This is a genomic window from Variovorax sp. MPBD4-3, from assembly GCF_058809745.1.
The window spans coordinates 53,290-76,536 of sequence record NZ_JBXASW010000026.1 but is presented as its reverse complement, the minus strand read 5'-3'; the positions used below and the strand labels follow the sequence as shown (position 1 = coordinate 76,536).

The window sequence follows — 23,247 nt, the reverse complement described above, 5'->3', positions numbered from 1 at the left end:
CCCCGCCACCGCCGCATGCGGCGAGTACCAGCAGGCCTGCGGCGCATGCCGCCATGGCCGCCGCTTTGAGAATCAGCGTTCGGGCGCCGGCGGCGGCGCGCGGGCTGCCTGCTTGTCGTGCTTCCATGGGCATGGTGGCTGCTTGCGGGAGGGTGGATGGGTTCAGGAGTCTTGCGGGATGGACAACGTGTCCGGATCGAGCCCGGGCGGCAGCAGCCGTGGCAGCCAGGCGATGCCCGTCGACGAGCGCTGGTGCGCCGAGGCATGCACCGCGAACGTGTCGTCCACCTGAGAAGTGGAGCCATGCGAGCCCCGGCCCTGCTGGCGCAGTTCGCGCGCCCGGCGGGACATCTGCGTGGCGTACTGCGTGCCCAGCAACACCGAAAGCTCGGGCCGGCGGGAGCCGCGCCATGCCACCGCGAAGACCACGCCGTCGGAGTTCAGGTATTCGCGCTCGACCAGCCCGTCGGGCTGCGTGGTTTCTCGCACTGTCCAGCTGTTCGCAGTGGTTGCCTTGGCCGCGTCGGTGGCCGCAGGTGCTGCGGCCTTGCGCGATGCGTTGGCGACCCGCTGGGACGGCCCCATGGTAGGAGCGCCGCCCAGTTCCGCGAACGCGCAGGGCGTTCCGAACACGGCGGCGGCAAGCGCAATGCCAGACAGCAAGGCGGTCGCGTTGGCGCGCCGCGCATGACATTCTCGTGACTTGCCGTTCATCCTGAGTTCCTTTCCGTCCCGACGCGCGAAGGTTAATGCGCGTTCGCGTCACCTTGGCAAAGACCCGGAGCGCCGCATAGGCTGCAATGCCAAGTCGGCCAGCGATCAGGTTCGCGGTGTTAACGAGTGGCCGGGGAGGGCGTAGGATGGCCGCCAGAGAGGTGTCACGACTCATGACTGCACAGACGTTGATCGATACCGCCAGCGCGCTCGTCGCCGGCGACAAGGGCCTGCTCGCCATGGACGAGAGCAATGCCACCTGCAACAAGCGCTTCGCCGCGCTGGGCATTCCGCAGACCGAGGCGGCGCGGCGCGACTGGCGCGAGCTGATCGTCACCGCGCCGGGCCTGGGCGAGAGCATCAGCGGCGCGATCCTTTTCGACGAGACGATCCGCCAGCGGACCGACGCGGGCAAGCCCTTTGCCCAGGCGCTCTCCGACGTGGGCATCGTGCCCGGCATCAAGGTCGACATGGGTGCCAAGCCGCTGGCCGGGCACCCTGGAGAGACCGTCACCGAAGGCCTGGACGGCCTGCGCGAGCGGCTCGCCGAATACGCCGGCATGGGCGCGCGCTTCGCGAAATGGCGCGGCGTGATCGCCATCGCGGACGGCCCGGGCGCGGGCCTGCCCACGCCGGCCTGCATCGACGTCAATGCCCATGCGCTCGCGCGCTACGCCGCGCTGTGCCAGGAGGCCGGGCTCGTGCCCATCGTCGAGCCCGAGGTGCTGATGGACGGCGGCCATTCCCTCGCGCGCTGCGCCGAGGTAACCGAAGAAGTGCTGCACCGCACCTTCGCCCAACTGCTCGCGCAGGGCGTGCTGCTCGAAGGCATGCTGCTCAAGCCGAACATGGTGCTGCCCGGCGAGAAAGCCGCCACGCAGGATTCGGTCGAGGCGGTGGCCGACTCCACGGTGGCCTGCCTGCTGCGCGCCGTGCCCGCCGCGGTGCCGGGCGTCGCGTTCCTGTCGGGCGGACAGTCCGCACAACTGGCCTCGGCGCGGCTGGATGCGATGAACACCCGGCACAAGTCGCGCCTGCCGTGGGCGCTGACCTTTTCTTTCTCGCGCGCGGTGCAGCAGCCGGCGCTCGATGCGTGGAAGGGCGATGCGGCCAACGTCGCCGAGGCGCAGCAGGCGCTGGTGTTCCGTGCCCGCTGCAACCAGGCCGCGCGCCGGGGCGGCTACGACGCGAAGCGCGACGCACCCCGTTGACCGGCAACGGACCCGGGCGCACATACAACGAACAGAGACAACGCACAAAGCTTCATGACGATCCAGGACCTCTACCAGCGCAAGCTCGTTTCCGCCGCCGATGCCGTACGCCAGCAGGTGCGCGACGGCGACATGATCATCGTGCCGACCGGTGTCGGCGAGCCGCCCACGCTGCTCACGGCGCTGTCGGAGCAGCGCCGGGACTTCCGCGACGTGAAGGTGGCGCAGATCCTGGCCATGCGCAAGTACGCCTACATCGACCCGGAGACCGTCGAGCATGTGCGCCATGTCGCGCTGTTCTTCGGCGGTGCCACGCGCGCGGGCGGGCAGGCGGGGTGGATCGACTTCATTCCCAACTATTTTTCGGAGATTCCCTCTTTGATCGAGCGCGGGCAGGTGCCGGCCGAGGTGGTGTTCACCATGGCATCGCCGATGGACGCGCACGGCTACTTCTCGCTGAGCCTGGGCGCCGACTACACCATGGCCGCCGTTGCCAAGGCGCGCGCGGTGGTGCTGGAGGTGAACCCGAACGTGCCCTTTGCCTGCGGCGCCTGCCATGTGCATGTGTCGCAGGTCGCGGCGCTGGTGGAGAACGACGCGCCGGTGATGGAAGTCGGGCTGCCGAAGATCGGCCCCGTGCAGGAGTCCATCGGCAAATACGTGGCGGAGCTGATCGACGACGGCTCCACGCTGCAGATCGGCTACGGCGGCATCCCCGACGCGGTGGTGATGCAACTCACCGGCAAGCGGGACCTGGGCATCCACACCGAGATGATCGGCGACGGCATCCTCACGCTGGTGGAAAGCGGCGCGGTGACGAACCGGCGCAAGAACTACCTGCCGGGCAAGTCGATCGCGACCTTCGCGCTGGGGTCGAACAGGCTCTACCGCTACATGGACCGCAATCCGTCGCTCGAGATGCACCCGGTGAACTTCACCAACGACCCCGCGCTGGCGGGGCTCAACGACAACCTGGTGGCCATCAACGCGACGATGCAGATCGACCTGCTGGGCCAGTGCGGCTCCGAGAGCCTGGGGCATGCGCCTTATTCGGGCACCGGCGGGCAATCGGACTTCGTGCGGGCGGCCAACCGTTCGCGCGGCGGCAAGGCCTTCATCGTGCTGCCGTCGACCGCCAAGGGCGACACCGTTTCGCGCATCGTGCCGTCGCTGTCGCCGGGCACGCACGTGAGCACCAGCAAGAACGACATCAACTACGTCGTCACCGAATACGGCGTGGCCCAGTTGCGCGGCAAGTCCGCCGGGCAGCGCGCGCGGGAGTTGATCGCCATTGCGCATCCGGACTTCCGTGCGGAGCTGACCGAGCAGGCCAAGCGGGCGAATCTGCTGTGAGGCCCGGGCGCGACATGCGCGCGGCGGGCTGCGCATGGATTCGCTGATTGCCGCCTCGGCGCGTGCCCTGGCCGCCGGCGACGCGCTCGGCGCCCTGAAGCGGGTGGCCCTGCGCGACGATCCGCCGGCGCTGGCGCTGCGCGGCATCGCGATGGCCCAGCTTGGCGAGCATGCGCGCGCCCGCGAGTTGCTGCGCCGGGCCGCACGCGATTTCGGCACGCATGAAGAAACCGCGCGTGCGCGCTGCGTGGTCGCCGAAGCCGAGGTGGCGATGGCCATGCGCGATCTCGGCGATTCGCCGCGCGCCCTGGCGACGGCCGCGGCCACGCTGGAGGCGCGCGAAGACCACGCCAACGCGCTGCAGGCGCGGCTGATCGCGGTGCGGCGCCTGTTGCTGATCGGCCGGCTGGACGAGGCCGCCGGAGCGCTGGCAAGGCTCGACGCGCGCGGCCTTCCGCCTGCGCTGGCGGCAGTGGCCGAACTCACTTCGGCAGAACTCGCACTGCGCTCGCTGCGCATCGGCGATGCGCAAGCGGCGCTGGCCCGCGCGCAGGAAGCCGCCCTGCAGGCGCATGTGCCGGCGCTGCTGGCCGAAGTGGCTGAGATGCGCTCGGCGCTGGAACGCCCGGCGGCGCGACGCCTGTCCGCCGAGGGCGAACAGACGCTGCGGCTGGGCGAGGTGGCCGCGCTGCTGGCGTCCGACGCGCTGGTCGTCGACGCCTGCCGCCGCGGGCTGGGCGCGGGCGACAGCTGGCAGCCGCTGGCGCGACGGCCGGTGCTGTTCTCGCTGGCGCGCGCGCTCGCCGAGGCCTGGCCGGGCGATGTCGACCGCGAGGCGCTGATCGAATGCGCGTTCCGCACCCGCCGCCCCGACGAGACGCACCGCGCCCGCCTGCGGGTCGAGATCGGACGGCTGCGCGCGCTCGTCAAATCGCTGGCCGGCATCGAGGCGACGGCGCGCGGCTTCATCCTCAAGCCGCGCGACGACCGCGCGGTGGCCGTGCTGGCGCCGCCCTTCGACGGCGAGCAGGCATCGCTGGTAGCGCTGCTGTCCGACGGCGCGGCGTGGTCGACGTCGGCGCTGGCGCTGGCCCTGGGCGCGAGCCAGCGCACCGTGCAGCGCGCGCTGGCCGAGCTGGAAGAAGCGGGCCGCGTCCGCTCCATCGGCCAGGCCAGGGCGCGCCGCTGGCTGTCGCCGCCGCTGGCCGGATTCACGACGATCTTGTTACTCCCTTCCGCGCTGCCTATTGAATAAAGTTGTCTCCAGGGCGCCATGTCAGGCGCACCAGGAGCCAACGATGAGCAACAGGACAGGCAGCGCCGCGGTGCACGCGGCAGAGATCGTGCGCGAATACGGACCCTTCGCGGGCTCCGACAAGGTGGCCGGAGTCACCCATGACGGCCAGCGCGTATGGGCCGCCACCGGCGCCGCGCTGGTGGCCTTCGACCCCGCCAGCGGCGAGGCCACGCGCACGCTGGACGTGGCCTGCGACGCCGGCACGGCCTTCGACGGCACCCACCTGTACCAGATCGCCGATGCGCGCATCGACAAGATCGACCCCGTCAGCGGCAAGGTGCTGGCGTCCATTCCGGCCCCGGGCAAGGGGCTCGACTCCGGCCTGGCGTGGGCCGAGGGCAGCCTGTGGGTGGGCGAGTACCGCAACCGCAAGATCCACCAGATCGACCCCGAGACCGGCGCGGTCGTGCGCAGCATCGAGTCCAACCGCTTCGTCACCGGCGTGACCTGGGTCGACGGCGAGCTGTGGCACGGCACATGGGAGGACGACCAGAGCGACATCCGCCGCATCGACGCACGGAGCGGAGATGTGCTCGAGCGGCTCGAAATGCCGCGCGGCGTGGGAGTGAGCGGCCTGGAGTCCGACGGGGCGGACCTTTTCTATTGCGGCGGCGGCAACAGCGGCAAGGTCCGCGCCGTGCGGCGCCCGAAGGCGGCCAGGTCCTGATCGCCGCTTCATCACTTTCCAACAAGGAGTACTGAATCATGAACACAGCCATTGCCGAGCCGCCAGCCATCCAGAACCATTCCGTCGTGCCGGGCGATCGCTGGCTCGCCGAGCGCAAGACGCTGCTGGCGCGAGAGAAGGAACTGATGCGCCTGCAGGACCAGATCGCCCGCGAACGCCGCGCATTGCCGTGGGAGCGCGTTTCCAAGAACTACGTGTTCGACACGCCGCACGGCAAGCGCACGCTGGCCGAGCTGTTCGGGGGCCGCCGCCAGCTGGTGGTGCAGCACTTCATGCTCGGCCCGGGATGGGGCGAGGGCTGCCCGAGCTGCTCCTACATGGCGGACCACACCGACGGCATGAACGTGCACCTGGCGCAGCGCGACATCAGCTTCGTGGCCGTCTCGCGCGCGCCCTTGGCCGAGATCGCCCGCTTCCGCGAGCGCATGGGCTGGCGGTTCGACTGGGTGTCGTCCAACGGCAGCGACTTCAACCACGACTTCCACGTCAGCTTCACGCCCGAGGAACTGGCCGCTGGCGAGGTCGACTACAACTACGCCAGGCGCTCATTTCCGGCCTCGGAGGCGCCCGGCGTCAGCGTGTTCTACAAGGACGACGCGGGCGATGTCTTCCACACCTACTCGACCTACGGGCGCGGCGTGGAAGTCATGATGGGCGCCTACAGCCTGATGGACCTCACGCCCCAGGGCCGCGGCGAGCGCGACGTGCCGCACAAGATGGAGTGGGTGCGCCACCACGACCGCTACGAGCCGGTGCCCACCGCGAAGGCCGCGGCGGATTCTTGCTGCTCGCATCGCGCCTGAGCCCGGCGCTGCCGAACCGATCGGGCATGTCATGGCGAGCATGGCGAGCCTGTGGCCCTGGCTGGCCGTCGCAGGCCTCGGCGCCCTTCATGGGCTGAGCCCGGCGAACGGCTGGATGTTCGCTGCCGCATGCGGCGTGCAGGCCCGCGACGGGGCGCAGGCGCGGCGGGCGCTGCTGCCCATCGCGCTCGGGCATTGCGTGTCGGTTGCCGTGGTGGCGTGGGGGTTCGCCTGGGGCATGTCGATGGAACATGCGCGGGTGCAGGGCGTGGCGGGCGGGCTGCTGCTGGGATTGGCTGCCTATCGCTGCCTGCGCGGCGAAGCTTCGCAGGCCGGGCGTGGCGCTTCATGCATCCGCATGGGGCAGGCCGGCATCGCGCTGTGGTCCTTTCTCATGGCCACCGCGCACGGCGCCGGCCTGATGCTGGTGCCGGCGCTCATGCCGCTGTGCCTTGCCGACAACCCGGCACGCGAAATCACCGCTTCGGGCTCGTTGCTGCTGGCGCTGGCGGCGATCGGGGTGCACACGGCCGCGATGCTGGCGACGACCGGTGCCATCGCCGCCGGCGTGTGCCGTGGCGTGGCCTTGCATCCCCGGCTCATGGGCGATCGATTCCAGCGCCACGCCTGGACGGCCGCGCTGGCCGCCACCGGCGTGCTGCTGGTCGTGCTGCGCGGAGGCTAGCCGGCCTTGGCGGCCTTCACCAGCGAGGGCGTCGCCTTGTAGACCTCGGGGAAGAGCTTCTTCAGGTCGTCGATCTTGGGCATGTCGTTGATCGCGATGTAGGGCTGGCTCGGGTGCAGCGTCAGGTAGTCCTGGTGGTAGTCCTCGGCCGCGAAGAAGGGCTTCGACAGCTCGACCGTGGTGGCCAGCGGCTTGCCGTAGGTCTTGGCCTGGTTGAGCTGCGCGATGTAGTCCCTGGCGATGCGCGCCTGCTCGGCGTTCTCGGCGAACACGGTCGAGCGGTATTGCGTGCCGGTGTCGGGGCCCTGGCGGTTCAGCTCGGTCGGGTCGTGCGCCACCGAGAAATAGATCTGCAGCAGCTTGCCGTAGCTGATCTGCTGCGGGTCGTAGGTGATGCGGACCGACTCTGCATGGCCGGTGCGGCCCGAGCCGACTTCCTCATAGCGCGCCGTCCTGGCGTCGCCGCCGGCATAGCCGGAGACCGCATTGCTCACGCCCTTGACGCGCTGGAACACGCCTTGCACGCCCCAGAAGCAGCCGCCGGCGAAGACGGCGGTCTCCGTCTTGGCCGTGGGGGCGGCGGTCAGGTCGGCCGTAGGAGCCGGTACGCGGCGCGAGGTTTCCGCGGACGAGGGCACCGCATACCAGACGAGGGCCGCGGCGGCCAGGGTGCCTGCGGTCAGTGCGAAGGATTTCATTGGCTTTCCTTTCAGGGGTCTCCTGTCGAATGGCGCGACATTGACGCCCAATCCGCCGTTCGTCAATGGCGGGGCGGATCGGGTGGTTCGCGCCCGGTGCTTACTTGGACATCGAGTCTTTGGACATGCTGTCCTTCGACATGGAGTCCTTCTTCATGGCGTCCTTGGACATGCTGTCCTTCGCCATCGAATCCTTCTTCATGCCGTCCTTGGACATCGAGTCTTTCGACATGGAGTCCTTCGCCATCGAGTCTTTCTTCATGCCGTCCTTGGACATCGAGTCCTTGGCCATGCCGTCCTTCGCCATTTCGTCGGCGGCAAAGGCCGAGGCGCCGGCGAAGGCGATGCAGGTGGCGAGCAGGGTTGCGGTGAGCTTGTTCATTTGGAGTCTTCCAGTTGAGGTGTCATTTTTCAAAAAAAGATCGGCCTGGTTCTTGGAACACGGCCTCGCGCTTTCATCGGCAGTCGAGCGGCTGTGGCAGCCCCTCAGCTCCCTCCGAACCAGTTGTAGCCCTGGTCTTCCCAGTAGCCACCGGAATAGGTGTTGGTGACGAACATCGCCTTGATGTGCTTCGGGTTCTTGTAACCAAGCTTCGTCGGCATGCGCAGCTTCATCGGAAAGCCGTACTTGGGCGGCAGCGGCTGGCCGTCGTAGGTCAGCGTCAGCAGCGTCTGCGGGTGCAGCGCGGTGGGCATGTCGATGCTGGTGTAGTAGTCGTCGGCACACTTGAAGCCCACGTACTTGGCGGTGGTGTCGGCGCCGATGCGGCGCAGGAAGTCGGCAAAACGCACGCCGCCCCATTTGCCGATGGCACTCCAGCCCTCCACGCAGATGTGCCGGGTGATCTGGTCTTCCTGCGGCATGGCGCGCAGCTCGGACAGCGTCCAGGCATGCTTGTCGGCGACCATGCCGGTCACTTCGAGCCTGTAGCCGGCTTCGTCGACCACGCGCACTTCGTCTTCACCGTAGTAGGCGTTGAACGGGAAGGGGCGGGTGATTTCGGCTTCGGTGTAGGTCGGCGCGAGCTGCGTGGGGCTGAAGATCAGGCCCTGCACCTTGTCGTTGAAGCGCGAGATCTTCGTCAGTGCTGCATCGACCTGCGCGTTGTCGCTGATGCTGCAGCCCGTGAGCAGCGACAGGCCGCCGAGCGTGAGCGAGCGTCGCATGAAGAGGCGGCGCGACGGCTGGTCGAGCTTCTTTTCGATCAGCGTGCGGGCTTCGCGCAGCACGGCCTCGCCGTCGATGCCGCTCAGGGTGGGTGCCTTGAAGATTTTCATGGTTGGGTCAGGCCTTGGGTGCGCGGCCGCGGAGCATGGTGAGAAGGGTGCGGGGCACCAGGGCCACCATCACCAGGTGCACGACGACGAAGGCCACGATGGCGGCCATCGCGAAGAAATGGATGCGGCGCGCGAATTCGTAGCCGCCCAGCAGGTCGCGCAGCACTGCGAACTGCACCGACTTCCACAGCACCAGGCCCGACAGCACGATCACGATCAGGTCGAGCATCACGAACAGGTAGGCCAGCTTCTGCACGCTGTTGTAGCGGCGCGGGTCGGCATGGGAGAGCTTGCCCTTGAGCGCGGCCAGCGCGTCGTGCAGCACGCCGCGCGGCGTGACCGGAAAGAACTTGGCCGCCAGCCGGCCGCTGGCGATGTTCAGCACCAGGTACACCAGGCCGTTGAACACCAGCAGCCACATGGCGGCAAAGTGCCACTGCAGCGCGCCGCCCAGCCAGCCGCCGAGCGTGACCACGGTGGGAATGGTGAACGGGAAGAACGGCGACGCATCGTAGATGCGCCAGCCGCTCGTCACCAGCACCAGCACCGCCAGCGCATTGAGCCAGTGCGTGACGCGCATCCACAGCGGGTGGATGGGGCGGCGATCTGCCTCGGGGGCCTGGGCGGCGGGAGGAGCGATGGCTGTGCTGTTCATGGAGCGGATTGTTTGGCGCACCCCATGGCCGATTCATCACGCAAACTTCAATTAATCGTGATAACTCCAGACCGCGTATCGCGGGAGAATGCCACCCCATGGATACAGCCAAGCGCGTGCTGATCGTCGAGGACGACGCCCACATTGCCGAACTTCTGCGCATGCACCTGCGCGACGAGGGCTATGCGGTCGAGCACGCCGCCGACGGCCATGCCGGCCTTCGCGAGCTGGAGCGCGGCAACTGGGACGCGCTGGTGCTCGACCTGATGCTGCCCGGCATCGACGGCCTCGAAATCTGCCGCCGTGCCCGCGCCATGACGCGCTACACGCCGATCATCATCATCAGCGCCCGTTCCAGCGAGGTGCACCGCATCCTCGGGCTGGAGCTGGGCGCCGACGACTACCTGGCCAAGCCCTTCTCGGTGCTGGAGCTGGTGGCGCGGGTGAAGGCGCTGCTGCGGCGCACCGACGCGCTGGCCCGCAACGCGCGCATGGACTCGGGCAGCCTCACGCTGGGCAACCTCGACATCGAGCCGCTGGCGCGCGAGGTGCGGGTGGACGGCAGGCTCATCGAACTCACGCCGCGCGAGTTCGATCTGCTGTACTTCTTCGCCCGCAACCCCGGCAAGGTGTTCTCGCGGCTCGACCTGCTCAACCAGGTCTGGGGCTACCAGCACGACGGCTACGAGCACACCGTCAACACCCACATCAACCGGCTGCGAATCAAGGTCGAGGCCGACCCGGCGCAGCCGCGGCGCATCCTCACGGTGTGGGGGCGGGGCTACAAGCTGTCGCCTGCCGCCAACGGGGAGGACTCGGCATGACGGCCTGGAGCACGCTGTCTCGGCGGCTCTCTGCCGTCTTCGCGGTGCTGCTGCTGGTGTGCTGCGGCGCCTCGGCGTGGCTGCAGATGCGCTCCAACGGCATTCACGAGCAGGAGGTCGTGCAGCGGCTGTCGCTCGGCCTGGCGGCGCACATCGCCGGGAACTCCGAGCTCATGAAGCCCGGCGGACTCAACCAGGAGGCGGTGAAAGACCTGTTCGACAAGCTGATGGCCGTCAATCCGAGCGTGGAGGTCTACCTGCTGGGCCTGGACGGCCGCATCAAGGCACAGGCGGCGCCGCAGGGGCACCTGAAGCGCGACACGGTCGGGCTGGAGCCGATCCGCAAGCTGCTCGCGGGCGCGCCGCTGCCCATCGGCGGGGACGATCCGCGCAGCCTCACCGCTTCCAAGGTGTTCAGCGCCGCGCCGCTGCGCATGGACGGGCGCGACGCGGGCTACGTCTACGTGGTGCTGCAGGGCGAGGACCACGATGCGCTGGTCGCCAACGTGGCCACCGACAACGTGCTGCGCACCACGCTGTGGTCGATGGGGCTGGTGGCGCTGCTCGGGCTGCTGGCGGGGCTTGCGGCCTTTCGGCTCATCACCCGGCCGCTGCGCGAGCTGACGGCGGCGGTGAAGCGCTTCGAGACCGAGGGCATCGCCTCGCTGGAGCGCGAGACGCCCACGCTGGAACGCCTGTCTCGGGGCACCGACGAAATCGCACAGCTGGGCCAGGCCTTCACGCAGATGACGCGGCGCATCGCCGAGCAATGGCGCGAGCTCACACTGCAGGACCAGCAGCGCCGCGAGCTGTTCGCCAACATCTCGCACGACCTGCGCACGCCGCTCACCTCGCTGCACGGCTACCTCGAAACCCTGCTGCTCAAGGCCGGCACGCTCAGCGAGGAAGAGCGCCGGCGCTACCTTGAAATCGCGCTCGGCCAGAGCCGAAAGGTCGGCCGGCTCGCGCAGGAAGTGTTCGAGCTGGCCCGGCTCGAGTACGGCGTGGTCAAGCCCGAGAAAGAAAACTTTGCGCTGGCCGACCTGGTGCAGGACGTGTTCCAGAAGTTCGAACTGGCGGCCGAGGCGCGCCACCAGCGGCTGAAGCCCGACATCGCGCCGGGCCTGCCGGTGGTGTCGGCCGACCTGGGAATGATCGAGCGGGTGCTGACCAACCTGCTCGACAACGCCATCCGCCACACGCCGGCGGGCGGCGAGATCGTGGTTCAGCTGCGCCCGGAGAACGCCGGCGTGACGGTGCAGGTGAGCGACACGGGCCCGGGCATTCCGGGCGAGCTGCAGAAGTCGCTCTTCATGCGCCCGGTGTTCATGAGCGGCTCGCGCACCGACAGCGCCAGCAGCGGCGGGCTGGGCCTGGTGATCGTCAAGCGGATTCTGCAACTGCACGACAGCGACATCCGGCTGGTGCAGCAGCCCGACAAGGGGGCCGTGTTCCGCTTCCAGCTGGGCGGTGCGGGGAGCGCGGCAGGGGCCTGATCGGCGGTTTGCCTGTGGTGGGGGGCGATGCTACAAGCGTGGCGCGACCCGTTCCAAAACACAGGAGACAAGAGACATGCCAGTTTTCGACACCGTCCTGATCGACAAGGATCCGCAGCACCCGCGTATCGCGCGCCTCGTGCTGAACCGCCCCGAAAAGCTCAACGCCATCGGCGAGACCACGCCCTCGGAGATCCGCCGCGCGGTCGAGTGGGCCGAGGCCGACGACGAGGTGCACGTCATCGTGGTCGAGGGCGCGGGCCGCGCCTTCTGCGCCGGCTACGACCTTGGCGACTACGCCGAAGGCCAAGGCCGCGAAGGGCAGGGCGACCACCCCTGCCGGCAGGAGAAGACGCCTTGGGACCCGATGCTGGACTACGCCGCCATGAAGGGCAACACCGACGACTTCATGGCCCTGTGGCGCAGCCGCAAGCCCACCATCGCCAAGGTGCACGGCTACGCAGTGGCCGGCGGCAGCGACATCGCGCTGTGCTGCGACCTGCTCGCCATGGCCGACGACGCACGCATCGGCTACATGCCCACGCGCGTGTGGGGCTGCCCGACCACCGCCATGTGGACCTATCGGCTCGGCGCCATGCGCGCCAAGCAGCTCATGTTCACCGGCGACACCATCGACGGAAAGCAGGCGGCCGAATGGGGCCTGGCGAACTTCTCCGTGCCCGCCGACCGGCTCGACCAGGCCACGCTGAAGCTGGCCCTTCGCATCGCGGGCGTGCCGCGTTCGCACCTGATGATGCACAAGCTGGTGGTCAACCAGGTCTGGCATTCGATGGGGCTGGAACAGAGCCAGATGTTCGCCACCGTGTTCGACGGCATCACGCGCCACAACCCGGAGGGCATGTGGTTCCGGCGGCAGGCAGAGGCAGAAGGCTTCAAGAGCGCCGTCGCGTGGCGCGACAGCGGGCGGGACATTCCGGAAGGCGACGAGGCCCGGGCGCTCGTCGCGCGGCTGGAGGCGCAGTTGGCGCAAGCGCGGGCAGCTGTGCCGCCCGCGGCCTGACCACGCTTTCGGCTGGCTGCGCTCAGGCCGGACAGGGGTGCGCGAAGGCTGCAGCCGGGCGCGTAGCCTTGCTTGTGTTGCTTTCGTCGACTGTGCCAAGTGGGCGGGTGAACTTGCAACCGTAGTCCGGTGCGGCCACCGTGGCCGGGGTGAGTACGTCGTCACCCAATGGCTTCGCGCCGGCGGGATCGCGCTCCCACTTGATCATCGCGTCGAAGGCCTCGACCTGTTCCTTCACCGTGAAGTCGCAATGCGTGATGCCGCGCACCGCACGCTGCACCAGCCACTGGCTGTTGCCCTTGGCCGCCACGCGCTTGTTGTAGATCTGTTCCATGCTGAAGGGCACGTACAGGTCCCCGAGCGTATGCAGCGTCACCACGGGGATCTTGAATTCGCCGTTGGCCTTGGGAATCCAGCGCAATCCGTCGGTGCGCAGCCGGTTGGCGTCTGCGGCGGCCGTGAGCTTGAGCACCGACGCGTTCAGCGCGCTCGAACCCGGGATGTCGCCTTCGATCGTGTACGTGAAGCGGTTGGTGTCCAGCGTGCTCTTGTTCAGGATGCCGTTGACGGTGCCGTCACTGCCGAACACGCCCCACACGGCGGCGAACGACCCGCCCGACTTGAAGCCCAGGTCGAACATTGGGCGCTGGCCGCCGGTCAGGTTCTCGATCACCGAGGCGTACTTGGCCCCGGTGGCGGATGTGTCGATATTGGGCGGGGTGGTCGTGAAGCTCGTGAACAGCGTCGAGCCCACTTGCGCAGAGATGTCCACCCAGTTGGGCGTCGGGTACTTCGGCAGCCCGGCCAGAGCCTGGGCTGTGACTTGTGCGCCTGCAAAGTAGTCGAACAGCTCCGTGTCGCCCACCACGCCGCACATCGGCACCGCGCCGTTGTACTTCACCTTGTGGTTGGCCGTGGCGTAGGTTTCGTCCTCGATGGCAGCCGCCGTGATGTGGCCGCCCATCGAATGGCCGGTGATGAATATCTTCGACGGCGCAGCCAGGTTGCGGCCGCGGGCCTTGGCGATGGCGTTGAACTGCAGGGCGAGGGCGTTGGTGTCTTCCACGCCAGCGCGCACGTCGTAGTAGTTCTTGCTGTAGCTGGAGGCGGCCCAGGCGTAGCCGTTCTGGATCAGGTAGCGGCGGATGGTGGGCGTGCCGGCTTGCAGCAGGTTGCCTTCGCCCGCATAGCCGTGCGCATACATCACGAGCTGGCCGTTCCAGTTGGCGGGCACTTCGACGTTGTACTGGGCGCCACCCAGCATGCCGGCCCAGCGGCTGGTCGTGCTGTTGTCGACCGTGTCGCTGCCGTCCGCGGCGAGCGCGGCGAAGGTGGTGGCCGAGGGGTCCGCCGGCGCGAACGAATTGCGGCTGTCCTGCAGGCGCGTTTCTTCGGCGACGGGAGCGGGGGGCGGCGCGGGAGGCGGCGGTGCGGCAGGCGCGGGTGCGGGCGTGGGCGCGGGAATGAAGCCGAGGCTGTTGCCGCCGCCGCCTCCACCGCCGCAGGATGCGACCGCGAGGCTGGCTGCCAGTGCAAGAAGTGTCAGGCGTGCTGAATGCATGGGGTGTCTCTCTCCGTTCTTGTGAGTTCTCGAGAAGAAATGACCGGCGCGGCGCTGCACCCGCGATCGTTCAGAACGACCGTGCTATTTCGCTGGCCGGCGGCGCAGCGTAGAGGTGTTGGGGAATGTGGGGCTGCGGGGTTTCCCGCAAGGGCTATCGCATGCGCGACAGCAGCCGTCGATCGACGGGGGCGCGCCTCAGTTCTTGCGGCGCGTGACCACCACCGTCGCCTCGAGGCCTTCATAGGCCTCGGCATCGCCGTACCAGCTGCCGGAGATCGGCGCCGCCTGCGCCGGATCGCGCGTGACGCCGACGCGGATCAGCTGGCCGCTGCCCATCAGGTTGTTGGTCGGGTCGAAGGCCATCCAGCCGATGCCCGGCAGGTAGGCCTGCAGCCACGCATGCGTGGTGCCGGCGCCGGTCATCGAATCGCCCTTGGCCTGCGCCGCGGTGTCGAGCGCGGCGTCGTAGATGTAGCCGGAGACGAAGCGCGTGGCGATGCCCAGGCGCCGCGCCGCTTCCATCATCAGCAGCGCGTAGTCGCGGCAGCTGCCGCTGCCCAGCGCCAGGGTGGCGAGCGGCGTCTGGGTGCCTTCTTCGTCGCGCGCCTTGTATTCGAGGCTCTGGCCGATGTGGGCGTTCATGCGCGCGAGCACCTCGCGCGTGCTGTTGGGCTTGTCGGTGTGCAGGAACTGGTGGGCCCAGCGGATCAGCGTGCCCTGCGTGTCGTCGTCGTGGTGCGGGCGCAGGTAGTGCTCGAGGTCCAGGCGCTCCTGCACCGTATAGGCGAAGGGCAGGAATTCGGCGGCGGGGTCGAGCGCCAGCTGGTCCTGCTGGGCAGGCACATGCTCGATGGTGAACGAGCACACGATGCGCAGCTCGGTCGCCTCGCCCATCGGCTGCACCAGCGCGACGGAATTGGAGTGCGGGTCCTGGATGAGTCGGGTGAAGGCCTCCGGGCTCACCTGCAGGTCGGTGGCGAGCACGCGCAGGTCATGGCTGTCGCGCGGGCGGAACATCACGCGGTGCAGACCGAAAGTGACCGGCTTGTTGTAGCGGTAGACGGTGGTGTGCTTGATGTCGTATTGGGTGGCCATGCGGTGCATTCTCACGCGTTCGAATGACGGGCGGTTGGTTGATTGCAGTACCCATGCCGCAGAATCGCCCCCCGTTCGGCCCGCACCGGGCCGGGCTTTTGCCGACTTTCCCGGGAGGTTTCGATTCCGCCATGTACTCCGCCACCTTCATCTTTGCCAAGAAGCAGTTCGACGACGAGTTCCACCGCCTCGACCAGACCATCGCCGCCGCGGCGAAGTCGCTGCCCGGCTACCTGGGCGAGGAGACGTGGGAGAACCCCGGCAATGGGCTGGTGTCGAACGTCTACTACTGGGACTCGCTGGACAGCCTGCAGGCGCTGATCCGCCACCCCGTGCACCAGCAGGCGAAGGCGGCGCAGGCGAACTGGCTCGACGGGTACAAGGTCGTGATTTCCGAGGTGCTGCGCACCTACGGCGACACCCGCATCGACCACATGCTGGCGCCTTCGCAGCAGCCCGGCTGACGACCTGCCCGAACGGGCGCGCCTCAGAGGCGCTGGGTGCCCAGCGCCTTGGCCAGCGTGGCTGGCAGCGGCAGCGGCTCGGCATGCCACTGCGCGGCCAGAAGCTCGGCGCACAGCGCGGCAAAGCTGAGGCCGCGCGAGCCCAGCGCGGTGCACGCCCAGAGGCCCGTGGCGGAGCCTTCGAGCGGGCCGACCAGCGGGCGGCGGTCGCCCGAGGCGCAGCGGATGCCCACCCAGCTTTCGACATCGCCCCGTGCGAACGAAGGCGCCAGCGCTGCGGCGGAAGCGGGGTGCAGCCGGCTCAGCCGTTCGCGGTTCGCATCGGCGTCGGCCGCTGTCGCTGCGAGGTCGGTGCTGTCGCGGTCGAAGGTCGCACCGGCCAGCCAGATCGGGGCGCCCGCGCCGTTGGGTACATGGGCGATCAGGTGGCCGTCGCCGTTGATCGGCGCGGCGGGCAACCCGGCGCCATCGGGCATGGGCCCCCAGGCGACCTGGCCGCGCACCGGCTGCAGCGGAAGGGCGGGTGCGAAGCGGCCTGATTCATGGCCGGCGCAGACGACCACGCGGTCCGCCTCGGCCAGCAGCTGGCCGGCCGGGTCATGCAACTGCCAGTCGCCGCCAGGCTCCCGCTCCAGCCGCGCCACGCGGCAACCGCCGTGGAATTCGACGCCCGGCTGGCGCAGCCAGGCTGCGATCAGCCGGTGCGGCCGCACCCACGCCGCCCGCCCATGCCAGAGCGCGGCGGTGTCGCCGGGCAGGCCGACAGTGGCCAGTTGCCCGTCGTTCGCGGGCCAGGATTCGTTGGGGCCGCTGGCGCTCCAGCCGGCAGGCACGCGCACGTCGCCGTCAGGCCGGCGCTCGAGCACGCCGCTGGCGCGCCAGTCGCGGCCTTCTTCCAGCAGCCTCTCCAGTTCCGTCCAGGTGACGCGGATGCCGGCGCGCGTCAGCCGCGACAGCAGCGCATCGTCGGGCGACACATGCGGCGCGAGCATGCCCACGGGCAGCCCCGACGCACCGGAGGCTGGCCAGTCGGCCGCGTCGAGCACGGTGACCCGCCAGCCGCGCCGCGCCAGGCTCGCCGCCACCGCCGCACCGGCCAGGCCGGCGCCGACGACGGCGCAGCGCCCCGGTGCCCCGATGCGCTCGGGCACGGGTTCGCGACGGCGCACCGTCCAGGCGGGTGCGAACACGCCGCGCAGGCAGTCGCGCTTGGGTGGCAAGCCCGGGTGTTTCTCGACCGTGAAGCCGTATTGGCCGAGCGCATCGCGGATCGCCCGCGCGATGGTCCAGGTGGCGATGCGGGTGCCTTGCCGTGCGAAGCGCGACACGGCCTTCAGCGTGTCCGCCGACCACATGCCGGGGTTCTGCTGCGGGCTGAAGCCATCAAGAAAGATGCTGTCGGCCTCGAAGCGCTGCGCGCGCAGCATCGGCTGCACGTCGCCGATGCACAGCGTGAGCAGCACCCGGCCATCGTCGAAGGCCAGGCGGTGGAAGCCGGGCAGCAGTCCGTGCCACTGCGCGGCAAGTTCGCCGGCCAGCGCAGCGAGCTCGGGGTAGGCCCCGGCCGCGCGCAGAAGGTCGCCGGACGAGACCGGATGCGCCTCGATAGAGACGAAGTGCAGCATGCGCGGCCGCTCGGGATCCGCGCGCCACGCCTGCCAGGTTGTCAGGAAATTGAGGCCAAGCCCGAAGCCGGTTTCGAGAACCAGCCATTGCGGCTGTCCGGCCCAGGCCTCGGGCAGGCCGCAGCCGCCCAGGAACACATGGCGCGATTGCGCCAGTGCGCCGGTTTCGGTGTGATAGATGTCGTCGAAGCGTTCGCTGCGCGGCACGCCGTCGGCGCGCCAGGTCACTGGTTCAGCCATGACGGAACGATCCAGAGGGCCTCTTCACCAGGGGTACCGCGGAACCGGCTTTGCCGGGCCGCCGGCGAAGTGCGCGAAGACTGGAGGTCAGGCCGATGGCGGTACGTAGCCTTGCGCCACGTCGGCGCCTTCGCCGAAGAAGTGCTTTTCCATCTGGCGCGCCAGGTACTGGCGGGCGCGCAGGTCGGCCAGGTTCAGCCGGTTTTCATTGACCAGCATCGTCTGCTGCTTCAGCCAGGCGGCCCAGGCCTCCTTGCTGACGTTCTCCCACAGGCGCTTGCCCAGTTCTCCGGGATAGGGCGGGAAGTCGAGCCCTTCGGCCTCTTTGCCGAGCTTGATGCACTGAACCATGCGTGCCATTTCTGTTGCCTCTGGTGGGGAAAGCGGTTGCTTAGTTGATTTAGCTATTTAGAACTGAAAACTTGGTCGTTCCAGTTTCTATATGTCGTATTGAGAATACGCAGCTTCATTGATATGCCTTTTTAGAGCAAGACACCATGAGCCTTCGCCGCGACTTTATCAAGCTTTCCCTGGGTGCCGGCGTGGCCGGTGCCATGGCCCTGTCGGCGTTGCCGACGTTCGCCCAAGGCGGCGCGGGTCCCGTGACGCTGCTGAACGTGTCCTATGACCCGACCCGCGAGCTGTACGTGGACTACAACCAGGCCTTCGCCAAGTACTGGAAGGGCAAGACCGGCCAGGACGTCACGGTCAAGCAGTCGCACGGCGGCTCTGGCAAGCAGGCCCGCTCGATCATCGACGGCATCGACGCCGACGTGGCCACGCTGGCCCTGGGCGGCGACATCGACGCGCTCGTCACGCACGGAGGCCTCGTCAAGCCAGACTGGCAGAAGCGCCTGCCGCACAACTCGGCGCCGTACACCTCGACCATCGTGTTCCTGGTGAAGAAGGGCAACCCCAAGGGCCTGAAGGACTGGGACGACCTGGTCAAGCCCGGCGTGCAGGTGATCACCCCCAACCCCAAGACCTCGGGCGGCGCCCGCTGGAACTACCTGGCCGCGTGGGAATTCGCCAAGCGCAAGTACGGTGGGGATGCGAAGGCCAAGGAATACATCGGCAACCTGTTCAAGAACGTGCCGGTGCTCGACACCGGCGCGCGCGGCGCGACCATCACCTTCGTGCAGCGCGGCGTGGGCGACGTGCTGCTGGCCTGGGAGAACGAAGCCTTCCTGGCGCTGAAGGAATTCGGCCCCGAGAAGTTCGAGATCGTGGTGCCTTCGATCTCCATCCTGGCCGAGCCCAGCGTGGCGGTGGTCGACAAGGTCGTCGACAAGAAGGGCACGCGTGCCGTGGCCGAGGAATACCTGAAGTACCTGTACTCGGACGAAGGCCAGGACATTGCCGGGCGCAACTTCTACCGCCCGACATCGGACAAGGCCAAGGCCAAGTACGACAAGCAGTTCCCCAAGCTCACGCTGGTGACCATCGACCAGGCCTTCGGCGGCTGGGCGAAGGCGGACAAGGAGCACTTTGCGGATGGCGGCTCGTTCGACCAGATCTACGCACCAAAACAGAAGTAACCCCCCAGGCTGCGCGCACTTCGTGTCGCTTCGCCCACCCCCCTGCCGGGGGCGGGCCGGCCGCTTCGGGCGGCCGTGCGCGGCGGCCCCCAGGCATTCGCGCTCCTCGCTCCTCTTTACCGAACGAAAGTCTCTTGTGTCCGTTCTCCTGATTGCCGGCAGCCCTTCGGCCCCGTCCCGTTCCACCGCCTTGCTCGAAGCGGTGGGTGAGCGGCTGGCCCAGCGCCATGCGCGGATCGAGCGGCTCGCCATTCGCGACCTGCCGGCGCAGGCGCTGCTGCTGGCCGAGTGGAACCATCCGGCCATCGTCGACGCGATCGCCAAGGTGGCCGAGGCCCGCGTGGTCGTGGTGGCCACGCCGGTCTACAAGGCGGCCTACAGCGGCGTGCTCAAGGTCTTTCTCGATCTGCTTTCGCAGAACGCCCTGAAGGGCAAGACGGTGCTTCCGCTGGCCACCGGCGGCAGCCCGCACCACATGCTCGCGCTCGACTACGCCCTGCGGCCCGTGCTGCAGTCGCTGTCGGCGCGCCACATCCTGCCGGGCGTGTACGCCAGCGATTCGCAGATCACGCTGACGCCCGAAAACGCCTACCAGGTACACCACGACCTGGCCGAACGGCTCAACGAGGCCGTCGAAGTGCTGGCGACCGAAGGCCTGAAGCTGCCGCCAACCCACGGCTTCGAGCCGGTGCCTTTCTCGCGCGTGCGATGTAGCGTCTGAAGCCGGGGCTCCGCGCGAGCCCGGCTCTTCCGACCTCATCCCTGATCCCGCTTTTTGAGAACCGCCTGTGCGCGGCGCGGGACAGCTTTTGCCCGACGTTTTGCAACACCAAGGAATCCACGCATGAACCCCGTTGCCACCGAAGACTCCGTGCTCGACGCCTCGCCGCGCTCCCTCTGGCACGCGCTGGGCGATCTGGCTGCCAGCGTCATCGTCGTCAGCGCCATCGCGCTGATCGTGAGTTTCATCGCCGCCGCGTGAGCACGCGGCTCAACCACATCCAGGCATTGCAATGACATTGATTTCCACACCCCGCCGCCGGCTCATCCAGGGCGTTGCCGCCGCCGCCGTGCTGCCGTCTTTCGCCGCGCTGGCCCAGGCGCCCGCGCGCCAACTCCGCATCGGCAACCAGAAGGGGCCGCTGAGCGTCCTCAAGGGCCGCGGAACGCTCGAGAAGCGTCTGGCGCCGCTGGGCGTGACCGTGAAGTGGACCGAGTTCACCGCCGGCCCCATGCAGCTCGAAGCACTGAACGTCGGCTCGATCGACTTCGGCGACGTGGGCGAGGCGCCCCCCATCTTCGCGCAGGCTGCCGGTGCGCCGCTGGCCTACGTGGCTGCCACCGTGCCGCGTCCGAAGGCCGAGGCGGTGCTCGTGCCCAAGGGCTCGGCCATCAAGACCGTGGCCGACCTGAAGGGCAAGAAGATCGCGCTCAACAAGGGCTCGAACGTCCACTACTTCATCGTCAAGCTGTTCGAGAAGCACGGCCTGCCGTACACCGACCTGAACCTGGTCTACCTGCCGCCGGCCGATGCGCGCGCCGCCTTCGAGAAGGGCTCGGTCGACGCCTGGGTCATCTGGGACCCGTTCCTGGCCGCGGCCGAGAAGTCGCTCGACGCGCGCATCCTGGCGGACGCCACCGGCGTGGTGGGCAACCGCGGGTACTACTTCTCGTCGCTCGACTACGTGGCCAGGAACGCCGACGTGCTGGCCATCGCGGTCGAGGAGATCAACAAGATCGACGTCTGGGGCGCAGCCAACAAGGGCGACTATGCGGGCGAGCTGGCCACGCTCTGGGGCCTGCCGAGACCGGTGGCCGATCTCTCCGTGGGCCGCGTGGACTACGGCACCGCAGCCATCACCAAGGCCATCCTCGCCGAGCAGCAACAGATCGCCGACACCTTCTTCGCGCTGAAGCTGATCCCCAAGAAGATCAACGTGCTCGAAGCAGCCGGCGCCGGAGTCGCGTGATGCAGATCTTCTGGTTCCTCCCCACGCACGGCGACAGCCGCTACCTGGGCACGAGCGAAGGCGCGCGCCCCATCGACCTGGCCTACCTGCAGCAGATTGCCGGCGCGGCCGACAACCTCGGCTACGAGGGCGTGCTCATTCCCACGGGCCGTTCGTGCGAAGACCCGTGGGTCATCGCGTCGAGCCTGATCGGCGCGACCAGCAAGCTCAAGTTCCTGGTGGCGGTGCGCCCGGGCCTGCACCAGCCCAGCCTGGCCGCGCGCATGGCCGCGACCTTCGACCGGCTCTCCGGCGGCCGCCTGCTGGTGAACCTGGTGACGGGCGGCGACCAGGCCGAGCTGGAGGGCGACGGCGTCTATCTCGACCATGCCGCGCGCTACGAGCAGTCGGCCGAATTCATCCGCATCTGGCGCGAGATCATCGCGCGCAGCCATGACGGGCAGTCCTTCGACTACGAAGGCCAACACCTGAGCGTGAAGGGCGCCAAGCTGCTGTACCCGCCGGTGCAGAAGCCGTATCCGCCCGTGTGGTTCGGCGGTTCGTCGGCCGCGGCGCACGAGCTTGCGGCGGAGCAGGTCGATGCCTACCTCACCTGGGGCGAGCCGCCCGCGGAAGTCGCGAAGAAGATTGCCGACGTGCGCGCCCGCGCCGAGCGCAAGGGCCGCAAGGTGGAGTTCGGCATTCGCCTGCACGTGATCGTGCGCGAGACCGAAGACGCCGCCTGGAAAGCCGCGGAGGAACTCATCAGCCGCGTGGACGACGAGACCGTGGTCCGCGCACAGGCCGCTTTTGCGCGCATGGACTCCGAAGGCCAGCGCCGCATGGCCGCGCTGCATGCGGGCGGCGCGAAGCGCTCGCGCGCCGACCTGGAGATCGCGCCGAACCTCTGGGCCGGCGTGGGCCTGGTGCGCGGCGGAGCAGGCACCGCGCTGGTGGGCGATGCGAAGACCGTCGCCGCGCGCATCGAGGAATACGCGGCGCTCGGCCTCGACAAGTTCATTCTCTCGGGCTACCCGCACCTGGAGGAGGCCTACCGCTTCGCCGAGCTGGTGTTCCCGCTGCTATCGCGCAAGGCGAAGACGCAGCTGGCGGGCGGCTCGCTCAGCGGCCCGTTCGGCGAGGTCGTCGCCAATCTCGACGCGCCATCGCGCCTCGTTTCCCAGAGTTGAAGGACCGCATGCCATGACCGAACAAGTTCAGGAACTGCCGGCCGTCGCGCCGGCCGAAAGCGAAGGCAGCGTGCTCAAGTCCTTCGCGGTCAATGTCGCGAAGCGGCTGGTGCCGTGGCTCGTGCCCGTGGGGCTCATCGTGTTCTGGCAGATCGCGTCGTCGCTGGGCTGGCTCAGCACGCGCGTGCTGCCGGCACCGGTCGATGTGGTCAAGGCCGCGTGGAACCTCACGGTGTCGGGCGAGCTGTGGACGCATGTGAAGGTCAGTGCCGGTCGTGCGCTGGCGGGGCTGGCCATCGGTGGCGGGGCGGGGCTGGCGCTGGGCCTGCTCACCGGTTCGGTGAAGTTCGCCGAGACGCTGCTCGACTCGACGATCCAGATGGTGCGCAACATTCCCGCGCTGGCGTTGATTCCGCTGGTGATCCTGTGGTTCGGCATCGACGAATCGGCCAAGCTGTTTTTGATCTCGGTGTCGGTGTTCTTCCCGATCTACCTGAACACCTTCCACGGCATCCGCAACGTCGATCCGCAGCTGATCGAGATGGGCCGCACCTACGGCCTGTCGCGCTGGCAGCTGTACCGCGAGGTGATCCTGCCGGGCGCGCTGTCGTCCATCCTCGTGGGGCTGCGCTTCTCGCTGGGGCTGATGTGGGTGATCCTGATCGTGGCCGAAACCATCTCGGCGCAGGCCGGCATCGGCTACCTCACGATGAACGCCCGCGAGTTCCTGCAGACCGACATCGTGCTGGTGGGCATCCTGCTGTACGCGCTGCTCGGCAAGCTGGCCGACCTGTTCGCACGCGGACTGGAGCAATGGTGGCTGCGGTGGCATCCCGGCTACCAGCGCAAGGCGAAGTGA

25 protein-coding genes are annotated in these 23,247 nt (G+C 68.5%); 16 read left to right on the top strand and 9 right to left on the bottom strand.

From position 1 onward, the window contains the following. Nucleotides 1-162: 162 nt before the first annotated feature. The gene (locus AC1RVW_RS16895; protein ID WP_493201228.1) at nucleotides 163-714 is read right to left on the bottom strand and encodes a DUF2844 domain-containing protein; all 552 of its coding nucleotides are present in this window, start codon (nucleotides 712-714) and stop codon (nucleotides 163-165) included. A 173-nt stretch (nucleotides 715-887) separates the two neighbouring features. Between AC1RVW_RS16895 and AC1RVW_RS16890 the strand changes: the two genes are divergently transcribed. From AC1RVW_RS16890 to AC1RVW_RS16865, 6 genes are read left to right on the top strand one after another with little or no spacing between them, the layout of a single operon-like run. Then, a complete protein-coding gene (locus AC1RVW_RS16890; protein ID WP_493201226.1) occupies nucleotides 888-1,925 on the top strand; it encodes a class I fructose-bisphosphate aldolase in 1,038 nt (345 codons plus the stop codon). A 54-nt stretch (nucleotides 1,926-1,979) separates the two neighbouring features. Then, nucleotides 1,980-3,278, top strand: coding sequence for an acetyl-CoA hydrolase/transferase family protein (locus AC1RVW_RS16885; protein WP_493201225.1), 1,299 nt, complete (start codon nucleotides 1,980-1,982; stop codon nucleotides 3,276-3,278). A gap of 34 nt (nucleotides 3,279-3,312) precedes the next feature. Continuing rightward, a complete protein-coding gene (locus tag AC1RVW_RS16880; protein WP_493201223.1) occupies nucleotides 3,313-4,533 on the top strand; it encodes a helix-turn-helix domain-containing protein in 1,221 nt (406 codons plus the stop codon). A gap of 43 nt (nucleotides 4,534-4,576) precedes the next feature. Further along, nucleotides 4,577-5,242, top strand: coding sequence for a Vgb family protein (locus AC1RVW_RS16875; protein ID WP_409195554.1), 666 nt, complete (start codon nucleotides 4,577-4,579; stop codon nucleotides 5,240-5,242). Between the two features lie 38 nt (nucleotides 5,243-5,280). Continuing rightward, nucleotides 5,281-6,066 carry a DUF899 domain-containing protein gene (locus AC1RVW_RS16870; protein ID WP_493201221.1) on the top strand — a complete coding sequence of 262 codons (786 nt, stop codon included), beginning with the start codon at nucleotides 5,281-5,283 and terminating at the stop codon, nucleotides 6,064-6,066. Between the two features lie 31 nt (nucleotides 6,067-6,097). After that, nucleotides 6,098-6,751, top strand: coding sequence for a hypothetical protein (locus tag AC1RVW_RS16865; protein ID WP_493201219.1), 654 nt, complete (start codon nucleotides 6,098-6,100; stop codon nucleotides 6,749-6,751). On the opposite strand, the gene msrA is transcribed toward AC1RVW_RS16865, so the two are convergent. From msrA to AC1RVW_RS16845, 4 genes are all read right to left on the bottom strand, one after another. Next, nucleotides 6,748-7,449 (bottom strand): peptide-methionine (S)-S-oxide reductase MsrA, encoded by a 702-nt coding sequence (gene msrA, locus AC1RVW_RS16860; RefSeq protein ID WP_493201217.1) that lies wholly within the window; start codon nucleotides 7,447-7,449, stop codon nucleotides 6,748-6,750. The genes AC1RVW_RS16865 and msrA overlap by 4 nt on opposite strands. A 100-nt stretch (nucleotides 7,450-7,549) precedes the next feature. Then, complete coding sequence (locus tag AC1RVW_RS16855; RefSeq protein WP_493201215.1) at nucleotides 7,550-7,831, bottom strand: pentapeptide MXKDX repeat protein; 282 nt, start codon at nucleotides 7,829-7,831, stop codon at nucleotides 7,550-7,552. 104 nt (nucleotides 7,832-7,935) lie between these two features. Further along, a complete protein-coding gene (locus AC1RVW_RS16850) occupies nucleotides 7,936-8,727 on the bottom strand; it encodes a molybdopterin-binding protein (RefSeq protein WP_493201213.1) in 792 nt (263 codons plus the stop codon). A gap of 7 nt (nucleotides 8,728-8,734) precedes the next feature. Next, entirely contained in the window at nucleotides 8,735-9,382 is a 648-nt protein-coding gene (locus tag AC1RVW_RS16845; RefSeq protein ID WP_106934367.1) for a cytochrome b/b6 domain-containing protein, read from the bottom strand. A 98-nt stretch (nucleotides 9,383-9,480) separates the two neighbouring features. Between AC1RVW_RS16845 and AC1RVW_RS16840 the strand changes: the two genes are divergently transcribed. The 3 genes from AC1RVW_RS16840 to AC1RVW_RS16830 all read left to right on the top strand — a co-directional run bounded on the left by AC1RVW_RS16840 (nucleotide 9,481) and on the right by AC1RVW_RS16830 (nucleotide 12,723). Next, complete coding sequence (locus AC1RVW_RS16840) at nucleotides 9,481-10,206, top strand: response regulator transcription factor (protein ID WP_493201211.1); 726 nt, start codon at nucleotides 9,481-9,483, stop codon at nucleotides 10,204-10,206. Further along, nucleotides 10,203-11,702 (top strand): sensor histidine kinase, encoded by a 1,500-nt coding sequence (locus AC1RVW_RS16835; RefSeq protein ID WP_106934368.1) that lies wholly within the window; start codon nucleotides 10,203-10,205, stop codon nucleotides 11,700-11,702. Before AC1RVW_RS16840 ends, AC1RVW_RS16835 begins: the two co-directional genes overlap by 4 nt. 76 nt (nucleotides 11,703-11,778) lie before the next feature. Next, nucleotides 11,779-12,723: a crotonase/enoyl-CoA hydratase family protein gene (locus AC1RVW_RS16830; protein ID WP_493201209.1), complete on the top strand. Its 945-nt coding sequence runs from the start codon at nucleotides 11,779-11,781 to the stop codon at nucleotides 12,721-12,723. A 22-nt stretch (nucleotides 12,724-12,745) separates the two neighbouring features. On the opposite strand, the gene AC1RVW_RS16825 is transcribed toward AC1RVW_RS16830, so the two are convergent. Together AC1RVW_RS16825 and AC1RVW_RS16820 are read right to left on the bottom strand one after the other, a co-directional pair. After that, nucleotides 12,746-14,284 (bottom strand): alpha/beta hydrolase family protein, encoded by a 1,539-nt coding sequence (locus AC1RVW_RS16825; protein WP_493201207.1) that lies wholly within the window; start codon nucleotides 14,282-14,284, stop codon nucleotides 12,746-12,748. Nucleotides 14,285-14,482: 198 nt separating this feature from the next. Then, nucleotides 14,483-15,382 (bottom strand): transglutaminase family protein, encoded by a 900-nt coding sequence (locus AC1RVW_RS16820; RefSeq protein WP_234382551.1) that lies wholly within the window; start codon nucleotides 15,380-15,382, stop codon nucleotides 14,483-14,485. Between the two features lie 131 nt (nucleotides 15,383-15,513). Here AC1RVW_RS16820 and AC1RVW_RS16815 point away from each other — a divergent pair, with 131 nt between their 5' ends. After that, a complete protein-coding gene (locus tag AC1RVW_RS16815) occupies nucleotides 15,514-15,846 on the top strand; it encodes an antibiotic biosynthesis monooxygenase family protein (protein WP_493201205.1) in 333 nt (110 codons plus the stop codon). A 23-nt stretch (nucleotides 15,847-15,869) separates the two neighbouring features. Here the strand turns inward: AC1RVW_RS16815 and mnmC are convergent, their stop codons facing one another. Then, entirely contained in the window at nucleotides 15,870-17,711 is a 1,842-nt protein-coding gene (mnmC, locus tag AC1RVW_RS16810; protein WP_493201203.1) for a bifunctional tRNA (5-methylaminomethyl-2-thiouridine)(34)-methyltransferase MnmC2/FAD-dependent 5-carboxymethylaminomethyl-2-thiouridine(34) oxidoreductase MnmC1, read from the bottom strand. A gap of 87 nt (nucleotides 17,712-17,798) precedes the next feature. After that, complete coding sequence (locus AC1RVW_RS16805; RefSeq protein ID WP_081269375.1) at nucleotides 17,799-18,071, bottom strand: oxidative damage protection protein; 273 nt, start codon at nucleotides 18,069-18,071, stop codon at nucleotides 17,799-17,801. 137 nt (nucleotides 18,072-18,208) lie between these two features. Here AC1RVW_RS16805 and AC1RVW_RS16800 point away from each other — a divergent pair, with 137 nt between their 5' ends. From AC1RVW_RS16800 to ssuC, 6 genes are all read left to right on the top strand, one after another. After that, entirely contained in the window at nucleotides 18,209-19,249 is a 1,041-nt protein-coding gene (locus AC1RVW_RS16800) for a sulfate ABC transporter substrate-binding protein (protein ID WP_493201202.1), read from the top strand. Between the two features lie 136 nt (nucleotides 19,250-19,385). Then, nucleotides 19,386-19,970 (top strand): NADPH-dependent FMN reductase, encoded by a 585-nt coding sequence (gene ssuE / locus AC1RVW_RS16795; protein ID WP_081269377.1) that lies wholly within the window; start codon nucleotides 19,386-19,388, stop codon nucleotides 19,968-19,970. Between the two features lie 123 nt (nucleotides 19,971-20,093). After that, the gene (locus AC1RVW_RS16790; protein ID WP_172839890.1) at nucleotides 20,094-20,231 is read left to right on the top strand and encodes a hypothetical protein; all 138 of its coding nucleotides are present in this window, start codon (nucleotides 20,094-20,096) and stop codon (nucleotides 20,229-20,231) included. 31 nt (nucleotides 20,232-20,262) lie between these two features. Further along, entirely contained in the window at nucleotides 20,263-21,219 is a 957-nt protein-coding gene (locus AC1RVW_RS16785; RefSeq protein ID WP_493201199.1) for a sulfonate ABC transporter substrate-binding protein, read from the top strand. Beyond that, nucleotides 21,219-22,388 carry an FMNH2-dependent alkanesulfonate monooxygenase gene (gene ssuD / locus AC1RVW_RS16780; RefSeq protein WP_493201197.1) on the top strand — a complete coding sequence of 390 codons (1,170 nt, stop codon included), beginning with the start codon at nucleotides 21,219-21,221 and terminating at the stop codon, nucleotides 22,386-22,388. The genes AC1RVW_RS16785 and ssuD overlap by 1 nt, the downstream gene beginning before the upstream one ends. 13 nt (nucleotides 22,389-22,401) lie before the next feature. Beyond that, nucleotides 22,402-23,247 carry an aliphatic sulfonate ABC transporter permease SsuC gene (gene ssuC, locus AC1RVW_RS16775; protein ID WP_106934378.1) on the top strand — a complete coding sequence of 282 codons (846 nt, stop codon included), beginning with the start codon at nucleotides 22,402-22,404 and terminating at the stop codon, nucleotides 23,245-23,247.